Here is a 9,207-nt window from a genome sequence, read left to right as displayed (position 1 = left end):
TCCGCGTCGAACACCAGGTGGGGCCAACTTTCACCGTTCCTCGGTGGGGCCACTTGCGGCCGTCACCCCGGGGCCAGAAAACACCGTCCTAGACAGTCGGCCCCGCGCACCCGGGGATTGCCGCCACGGCCGCCGCCCGTGTGCCCTGTCGACGCTCCTTGGCGCGATGTCCTGTCAGCGATCGACCAGCGGAAGCGGAACACACATGCATGGTGCTTCCGCCACGGCCGTCGGGGCCTGGGGCGTTACGGGCGGTTCGGCGCGAGCGCCGGGTAGCGCAGTTCCAGGCCGAGGGCGGTGGCGGGCGGCCGCTCGTGGTAGCGGACCCAGAACGGGGCCGCGCCCTGTTCCGCCTGCGGCCGGCAGCGGTGGCAGAGGAGGCCGCGGGTGAGGCCGGTGTGGGGGTCGTGGTCCTCCGCGTGGGCGGGGCGGCCGGCATCGGGGGTGGAGCCGCAGACGGCGCAGCGGCCCTGGTGGTAGGCGAGGAGGCGTTCGGCGGGGCGTTGGCGGTGGTCGTAGGGCGGAAGCGGCCAGGACAGGTACGCGGGGTCGGCGGCGCTCCAGCGCTCCTCCCAGCGGGCCCACAGCCGTTTGCGGACGGCGCAGCGTTCGCAGCCGGCGGGGCAGCCGCCTTCGAGGGGCGGGCAGAGCGGGGCGGCGTCGAGGGCGTGGCGCAGGTCGAGGCGCAGGCGTTCGAGGGGCTGGGCGCCGGGTGGGGCCCAGCCGTCGGGGGCGGGTGGGGGCAGGGGGTGGTCGAGGAGGACGGCGGGGGCCATGGCGAGGCGGTCGGGGGTGACGGTGTTGGGTTCGAAGACGAGTTCCGGCACCCGCGCGGCGATGGCTTTGACGATGCGTCCGGGCATGGTGTTGGAGTCCAGTCGCCTGCCGTTGCGGCTGGTCAGCAGGGGGCGGCGGCCGGTGTCCGGGTCGTGGCCGTCGACGCGGTGCGGCAGGTAGTCGGAGATGGCCTGCCAGACCTCGCGGGAGGGCTGGTGGGTGATGCTGCCGTCACCTTTGGGGGCGGGGCAGGTGAGGGTGCGGATCCTGCGGTGCGGGTCCTCCTCGTGCAGGTCCTCCAGGTCGATGCCGACGGCCTGGCGGGGACGCAGGCCGTCGAGGAGGAGGTGGACGAGGAGGCGGTCGCGGTGCGGGGCGGTGTCGTAGGGGCCGCGGCGGTGGCGGCCGGGCAGGACGTCGTCGGCGGCGTACTGCATCGCGGCGGCCTGTTCCAGGGTGAGCGGGGTGGTGCGGGGCAGCGCGGTGGGGGAGGGGCGCAGCGCGGCGGCGTTGAACGGGGGCTCGGGGATGTGGCCGGCGTCGGCGGCGTAGGCGTAGAACGCCGCGAGGGCGGCCAGGCGGCGGGCGGGGTTGTGCAGGGAGACGCGCGGTGCGAGTGGGCGGCGTGAGGGCCGGTCGGGGTTGGGGCGGCGCAGGGCGGGGGCGTAGGCCCAGGTGGTGGCTGTCGACTCGTCGGCGTTCCAGGCACCGATGCCGGTGGTCTCCTGGGTGAAGTACAGCCACTCCCGCAGGTCGGCCTCGTAGCGGGTGGGGGTGGTGCCCTGCAGGGCGCGGCCGTGCTTGCCGCGGCCGGCGGCGAGCCACTGGGTGAGGACGTCGTACGGGTCGGGGCGGGTCACCAGGAAACTGTATGCGGGGTGCCGCGGGTTGCTCCGTCTCGGCGGCGCCGGGGGTGACCGCGGTCGCCCTGTGGTGGCGCCCGCGGTGGCGCCCGCTTGTCCGGTCGCGTGGACACACCGCCGCGTGGACGTCGGCCGCATGGCCACAGCCGGACCGGGTCGGCGTCGGTGCGGCCCTGGCGCGTCGGTCAACAGGCGCCGGCCGGGTCGCGTTCTGCGTCCTGCTCTTCGCCGCTCGCCGGTGCCGCTGCGGGGGAGGGGAAGGTGAGCCTCGCCATGCGTGCGGAGATCTCCTTCCGCCCCTTCAGCGCGGCCTGCACGTCGCGCCTGGGGATCCCGGCAGTCTCGGCGAGTTCCTCGATGTCGCCGTCGAAGAGCGGTACGGCCTTCTCCAGTTCCCTTGCGAGCTCTCCCTGGGCCATCTCGACCCGCTCCCTGGCCCTGTCGATCGCGGTGAGGGCGGAGGTCTGGCGGGTCTGCCGCTGTCGGAGGTCTTCGCGCTCCTGCTCCTGGCGCCGCTTCAGGGCCGCGCGCCGGTCCATCGTCTGCTCGTTCCTGCGTGAGGTCATGGCGCGATCCTGGCGCCACACCGCGCCCGAGTACAGCACCTGCGGGTGGACCGTCCCGCGCTGTAACCCGGTGGAACGAATACGCGATCCGGAAACGCTCGATGACGAGCGGATCGGAAGGCGACGAGGAGAGGACCAGGAGGGGACGGAAGCGAGCAAGGAGGAGCAGCGGACACGGACGGGAAGGCGAGGCACGAGCGGAACGGACGGCTAGCGTGATCAGGAACAGCACACCTCTTGCTATCCGCCGTTGATCCCGAAGGAGTGCGCCGGATGCCCTGTTCCGTCGGCCGCCGGACGGGCCGGTACACCGTCGGTGCCCCGACGAGTCACGGCGGGCCCGGGGCCAGCCGGTGATCACCCTCCACCCGATCAGTGCGGGCAGCGGCATCGACTACCTGCTCTCCACCGTCGCCGGCGACGACGTGAGGACCGGTTCGCGCTCGCTGACGGCCCACTGGGAGGGCGGCGGTGACACCCCGGGCGTGTGGCTGGGGGCGCAGGCGGCCGAGCTCGGCATCGCCGGCAGGCGGGTCACCCAGGAGGCTGCCGACGCCCTGTTCAAGGACGCCCTCAATCCGGTCGACGGCAGCCCGCTCGGCCGGCGCTGGAGCCGTTACCCCAGCGCCGACGAGCTGTACGAGCGGTACGCCGCCGCGGAGCCGCAGGCCACCGAGGAGCGGCTGCTCCTGCTGCGGGCGAAGGCCGAGAAGGAGGGCAACCGGACCGCCCGGTGCGGGTGGGAGATGGTGTTCTCCCCGGTGAAGAGCTTCAGCGTGTTGTGGGGGTGCGCCGACGACGCCGAGCGGGCCCGGCTGGAGGCCGTCGAGGAGCGCGCCTTCCGGCGGATCTTCGAACGCGTCGAGCGCGAGGCCTGCATCACCAGGACCGGCCCGACGCCCGCCTCCCAGGTGCAGGTCCGCGCCAGGGGCTTCATCGCCTGCGTGTTCGTCCACCGCAGCAGCCGGGCGGCCGATCCGGCCTATCACCGGCACCTCGCGATCAGCAGCAAGGTGCGGGCGGCGGACGGCCGCTGGCTGGCCCTGGACGCGCGCCATCTGCACCGGATCGCGGTCGCCCTGTCGGAGGCCTACACCGCCGAGCTGGAACGCGGGATGCACGCCGAGTTCGGCATCCGCGCCGGGGCGCGCCAGGACAGCATCCGGCCCGCGAAACGGCCGGTGCGTGAGTTCCTCGGGGTGCCCCTGAGCGCGCTGCGCGGGTTCTCCCGGCGACGCGAGGCCACCGAGCGGGCCCTGGCCCGGATGATCGCCGAGTTCACGGTCCGGGAGGGCCGCGCACCCGAGCGCGCCGAGCAGTACAAGCTGGCCCAGGCCGCCACCCTCCAGTCCCGTCCGGCGAAGACCGCGACCACCGTGGACGGCGAGCGCCGGCAGTGGCGCCGCCGGGCCAAGGCCTACGGCATCAGACGCCCCGACAGGCTGCTGCGGACCGCCGCCCGCACCGGCGCCACCCACCCCGCGCCGGGCCCCGACCCGATGGTCGTCCCGAAGGCGATCGACGCGGTGCTCGCCGAGCTGGAGAGCCATCGCGCCACCTGGACCCGGGCCAACGTCGAGGCCGAGGCGTGCCGCCGGCTCACCGCGGTCGGCGCCCACCTCGACGACGACTACCACCGGGTCCTCGCCCGCGTCGTCGACGGCGTCCTCAGCCCCGTCCGGTGCGAGCTGCTGACCCCGCCCGACGCGGTGCCCCTGCCCGCCCGGTACGCCCGCTGCGACGACCGTCCCTCGCTGTTCGCCGAGGTCGGCTCCCGGGTGTGGACCTCCCACGGCATCCGGGCCGCAGAGCGGGCCCTCGTCGAGGCGTCCACGACCCCCGCGCCGGTGCGCCGCCTGACGGCCGAGCAGATCGACCGGGTCCTCGCGGCCGGCGAGACCGAGCGGGGCTTCGCGCCCTCCGACGAGCAGCGCGAGGCGGTCCGCCGGATCTTCGGTGCGGACACCCGGGCCACGTGGGTGGTCGGCCCCGCCGGCACCGGCAAGACCACGATCATGCGCCTGGTGAGGGAGGTCGCGCACGCCCATCGGATCCCCGTCCTCGGCCTGGCCGGCGGCCAGGTCCAGGCCGACCTGCTCGCGGCCGAGGCGGGCATCCGGGCGGAGAACATCGCCAGGTGGCGGACCATGTCCGAGCGCTACGGTCGGGGACTGCGCCACTGGACGCTCCAGCCCGGCACGATCGTCATCGTCGACGAGTCCGGCCAGGCCTCCACCCCCGATCTCGCCGCGCTGCTCGGCCAGGTCCGGCAGGCCGGCGGGCGGCTGCTGCCGATCGGCGACCCGCGCCAGCTCGGCTCGCCCGGAGCGGGCGGCGCGCTCGCCGACATCGAGGAGAGCGTCCCCGACGCCGTCGTCCGCCTCACCGAGGTCCGCCGTTTCCGCGACCCGGGCGGCACGGTGCGCCGGTGGGAGGTCGACGCGGCCCACCGGCTGTCCGTCGGCGACGCCGGCGCCGCCTTCGACGCGTACGAGCTGCGCGGGCGCGTCCACTGCGGCCCGGCCGCCGCCGTCATGCGCCGGCTCTTCGAGGACTGGCGGCGCGACGTCGACGACGGCCTGAGCTCCGTCATGATCGCCGCCACCGACGCGGCCGTCGCCGAGCTGTCCCGCCTCGCCCGCGAGGACCGCATCGCCCGTGGCCTGGTGGACGACCGGCGCACGGCCGACCTCGGCGCCCGCGGGCGCGCCGGCGTCGGCGACCTTGTGGTCACCCGGGTGAACGACCGCCGCCTCGCCACCGCCGACCGGCGCCAGTGGGTCCGCAACGGAGACGTCTGGACCGTCGGGGCCGTCGGCGCCGACGGCTCCCTGACCGTGCGCCAACAGCGGACCCGGCGCACCGTCACCCTGCCCCCGGCCTACGTCGCCGACGCCGTCGACCTCGGCTACGCGATCACCTCCGCGCGCTGCCAGGGCGTCACCGTCGACGTCGGCCGCGCCCTGCTCGACACCGGCTGGAACCGCAACGGCGTCTACCCCGCCCTCACCCGGGGCCGCTACGGCAACCACGCCTACCTCGTCACCCAGACACCCCCCGACGAGGACAGCGGCGAACCCGGGCACCCGCGCACCGCCCGCGAGATCTGGCACGCGATCGTCGAGCGCGACGGCACCCGGCTCTCCGCGGGCGCCACCGCCCGTCGCCAGGAGGAGCAGGCCCAGTGCCTCGCGACCACCACCAGCCGCCTCGTCCACGTCCTCGACGAACTCAACGCCGAGGCCGCGCAGCGGGCGATCGCCGCACTGCTCGGCGGCGAGGCCGCCTCCCGCCTGGCCGCCGCCGAGGCCTGGCCCGCCCTGCGCGCCCGGTGCGCGCGGCTGGCCGACGACGGCTACGACACCGACCGGCTACTGCGCGCCGCCTGGGCGGACGGGCGGGGCAACGAGACCGACCATCGCACCGGCCGGCCGCTGCGCGACCTGGCCGCCATCGTGGTCGCCCGCCTCGACGCCCTGGCCGAACACCACGGCGAGCGCTTGCGCCTGCCCGACGGCGCCCCTCGGCCCGCGACCGCCCCGACCTACTGGGCACCGCCCTGCGCCCGTCCCGGCGCCGCGCTCCTGGAGGCGATGGGCCTGGTGCTGCCCGACGCCAACCCCACCGACCCGCGCGTCACCCTCGCCCACGACCTCGCCGCGCACGCCACCGTCCGGGCGGATCGACTGGCCGCCCGCGCCCGCGCGAACGCCCACACCGGCACCGGCTGGGCGGCCGCCCACGGGCCCGAACCCGCCGACGCCGACCGGGCCCGACCGTGGGCCGACCGGATCGCGGCGGCCGCCGCCTGGCGCGACCTGGCCGGCTTCCACGCCACCCGGGCCACCGGTGACGCCCCTGCCGCCTGGCGCACCGAGCAGCGCGGCCTGTGGCGTGCCGCCCAACTCCTTCCCGACGAGCAGCGGCACGCCGCCGAACTCGCCGCCACCGGCCCCACCTGGCTCGACGTGCTCGGCCCCGCACCCGCACCCGCCCACCCCGACCGCGCGCTCTGGGACCGGGCGGCGGCGGCCGTCGCCGCCTACCGCGACCTGTGGGACCACGGACACGAGACGCAGGCCCTCGGGGAGCGCCCCGATGAGCCGATCCAGGCCGCCGACCACGACCGCGCCCAGCAGGCGATCACCGCCTGGCGCGACCGTCCGGCCCCGCCTGTCACCGATGAGGAGCAGCGACGGCAGGCCACCGCACGCGCACGGGCCGCCCGCGTCGAAGCGGCCGAGGCCGCCGACGCGCTGGCCGCCGTCCACGCGGCCCGGCGCCTGGCCGCCCGCGCCCGGCAGCAGGCCGACGACGACCGGGTCCGCGCCGACGCCGCCCGCCGGACGGCCGTCACCGACGACCAGCGCGCCCGAGCGTGCGCCCTGCGGACCCGGGCGGACGCGCACGCCACCCTGGCCGTCCGGGCCGCCGAGGCGCTCGCCGCCGCCGAACGGCGACTGGCCCGCACCGCCCCCAACGGCCTGCGGGCCAGGGCCGACGCCGAGCGCGGCCGGGTCGCCGAACGGGTTGCTGTCGGGCAGCCGACCGAGCGTCCCGACCGGCGGCGCCCCGTCCCGACCGCCGTTCCCGCCTGGCGGGAACGCCCGTTCGGCGGCTGGTCGGACGCCGAACTCGACGCGGCCCTGCGGACCGCCCTCGACCGCGTCGCGCGCCAGGACGAGGCCGCGGCCGACGCCGAGGACCGTGCCGCCCGCGCCGAAGCCCGGATGCTCGCCGGCGGCCGCATCGACCGACAGGTCCAGGCGCTCGTCGACCGCGTCACCGGCCACGGCCGACTGCTCGCGGCAGACGCCGCACTCGCCGACCTGACCCGGCGCCGGGCCCGCCTGGCCGACGAACTCGCCGCCGCCGGCCCGTCCGGCCGTCCCGCGCTCCCCGGCGGGGAGCGCGAAGCCCTCGTCGAGCTGCGGCGCACCCGGCAGGCGCAGTTCGAGGCCCTGCTCCAGGCCGAGAACCACCACCGGAGAGTCCGCGCCCAGGCGCTCGCCGACATCGGCGACCCCGCCGGCGTCGACGCCGCACTGGAACTGTGGGCACGCACCGGCGGCTGCGCCGACGCCTACCGCGGCCACCTGCGCCGGATCGCGGACCAGGACGCCCGGCACCACCACCGCGCCGCTTGCGAGTACCGCGACCGGGCGGGCCGCCTTCGCCTGCGGATCGATGCCCTGCGTGACGAACAGCGGGCGCGTACGGCGATGCCGGTCGACGAGCGCGCACGCGAGGCGGCCGAACGCCTGCCCGCCGTCCGGCGGCGCCGGGCCGAGAAGCGGAAGACCGTCATGCGCCGGCAGGCCGGGCCGCAGACGGTGCACCGGTGCCGCGAACGCCTGCCCCTCGACGGTGGCCCGCCCTCCTACCGGCCGTAGCAGTGCCTCCCCCGGTCCGGGTGAGAGCCCGGTCTGCGCCGTGTCGTCCGGGGCGGGCTCGTGCCGGTCGTCCCGCAGGGCCGCGGTCAGCACGCCTTAAGGGTTGGCGAGGCCGGAGACCGTGTGCGCATCCGCGCTTGTTCCTGGAGGCTGTCCGAAGCAGGCCCCTGAGTGGTAGCCGTGTGGAAGTATCGGTGATATGCAGGCTTTTTACGCCGAGGCAACAGGCCTGGTTTCAGTTGAGCGTTCACAGTTCGGACTGTGGGAGCAGGATGAGTTCGCCGAGGACGGCAGCTGGATGGACCTACCTTTGTGCAACGAAACTCCGGGTATCACATTGACCGACGGGGCGATTAAGGTTCGAAGCACGATTCGTGATCACTATGCAGCTGTGACTCTTGAGATTACTGAAAGGCCAGTGAGCCCGGAAGGGTTGAGGCTTATCGCGAGGACTCCATACAAGTCCCTTACGGGGCGCACGGAAGCATGGACTCTATTCTCTGGACCCACCGGTCTGACCTTGGACTTTGAGGGGGCCTCGCGCAACTTTATGCTAAATGTCTTTTGGGGGAGTTCGCTGGAGTTGGGCGATCAAGAAAAAACGGAACTGCTCCACGGGGTGGAGCAGTTCCGCTTCGCATTCGAGCCAGCGGCGGGATGACCAGACACCTTCTCGCCGCCGAGTGATCCTTTGCGGCTACGGAAGGATTTCTACCGCAAACTTATCGTTGTGGAGAACTCGCTGACTCCCGTACCAGATAGCCAGGTCGGTTCCAGCATTTCCGTTCTGAGTGCCGTCTATGTACTGGACCGAGAAGTTCCCGTCGCCGCGGCCTGCACCCTCCCATGTCGACGCGAACGGGAACCCGTCAGGTCAGCGAGACGTTCCCGGTGACTTCCTCGGCGTGTCGCAGGACCGCCAGGCGTCGCTGGGCCTGGCGGTCCTGTTGCTGTTTCTGCGAAGGGGGTATGGCAGGACTCCGTCGTAGTCGGAGATCCATGTGTCACCCACGTCCGGCAGTTTCATACCTAGGCGGCGGGTGGGCGGGTTGTCATCGGACCGGCGTACTACAGCGGCTGCTCATCGGTGCTCAGATCGGCGGCCAGGGCCGGGCTGGGGTGCTCGCGCTCGCGGGTGCCGAGGCCGCCCGGCTCCTCCAGCCATCGGCGCAGGGTCTCCTCGTCCGGCCCGCCCCAAGGCCGGGCGGCCGGGTCGGCGTGCCCGTTGGCGCACTTCGCCCGGCGGATGGTCGGGAGGAGGGTGTTCGCCGTGATCAGCCAGTCCGCCTCGGCGGTGTCGCGGCCCGCACTGGGGCGGGTGTAGGACCGGACCCATCCGATCTGCAGCGCCAGGAGGACCTCGATGACGTCCTCGTGCCGGTGCCAGCAGGCGGGCACCGAGGCGCGGGCTTCCGGGTTGACTTCCACGAGCCAGCGCAGCCAGTGCCCGAGCTCCTCCAGTCGGGAGCGCCGCTCCTGCGGCTCCATGTCGCGCAGGACGATCCGCGGCACGGGCGCGGAGTCGGGCTCGGGGAGGTCCGTCCACGGATCGGCCGGATCCAGGCCGTCGGTCGGCTCGGTGTGGGTCTCAGGCACGGATCGTTCTCC

The 9,207-nt window shown here is 74.6% G+C and carries 5 protein-coding genes; 2 read left to right on the top strand and 3 right to left on the bottom strand.

Features of this window, described 5'->3' with window-relative positions; translation table 11 throughout:
- Positions 1-245 precede the first annotated feature (245 nt).
- Positions 246-1,637 (bottom strand): endonuclease domain-containing protein, encoded by a 1,392-nt coding sequence (locus ACGF0D_RS37595; protein WP_392924219.1) that lies wholly within the window; start codon positions 1,635-1,637, stop codon positions 246-248.
- A 188-nt stretch (positions 1,638-1,825) separates the two neighbouring features.
- A complete protein-coding gene (locus ACGF0D_RS37590; RefSeq protein ID WP_392924217.1) occupies positions 1,826-2,206 on the bottom strand; it encodes a hypothetical protein in 381 nt (126 codons plus the stop codon).
- Positions 2,207-2,559: 353 nt separating this feature from the next.
- Between ACGF0D_RS37590 and mobF the strand changes: the two genes are divergently transcribed.
- Both mobF and ACGF0D_RS37580 read left to right on the top strand, forming a co-directional pair.
- Entirely contained in the window at positions 2,560-7,599 is a 5,040-nt protein-coding gene (gene mobF / locus ACGF0D_RS37585) for a MobF family relaxase (protein WP_392924215.1), read from the top strand.
- Positions 7,600-7,798: 199 nt separating this feature from the next.
- Positions 7,799-8,260: a hypothetical protein gene (locus tag ACGF0D_RS37580; RefSeq protein WP_392924212.1), complete on the top strand. Its 462-nt coding sequence runs from the start codon at positions 7,799-7,801 to the stop codon at positions 8,258-8,260.
- A 407-nt stretch (positions 8,261-8,667) separates the two neighbouring features.
- On the opposite strand, the gene ACGF0D_RS37575 is transcribed toward ACGF0D_RS37580, so the two are convergent.
- Complete coding sequence (locus ACGF0D_RS37575; RefSeq protein WP_392924210.1) at positions 8,668-9,195, bottom strand: hypothetical protein; 528 nt, start codon at positions 9,193-9,195, stop codon at positions 8,668-8,670.
- Positions 9,196-9,207 lie beyond the last annotated feature (12 nt).

This window comes from Kitasatospora sp. NPDC048298, from assembly GCF_043201465.1.
Lineage (GTDB): Bacteria > Actinomycetota > Actinomycetes > Streptomycetales > Streptomycetaceae > Kitasatospora.
This window is presented reverse-complemented; position numbering and strand designations above follow the sequence as displayed.

What these genes read in the sequence shown, in the direction of transcription:
- ACGF0D_RS37580 (WP_392924212.1), top strand. Translation starts at nt 7,799, where the DNA reads ATGCAGGCTTTTTACGCCGAGGCAACAGGCCTGGTTTCAGTTGAGCGT.
- ACGF0D_RS37590 (WP_392924217.1), bottom strand. Translation starts at nt 2,206, where the DNA reads ATGACCTCACGCAGGAACGAGCAGACGATGGACCGGCGCGCGGCCCTG.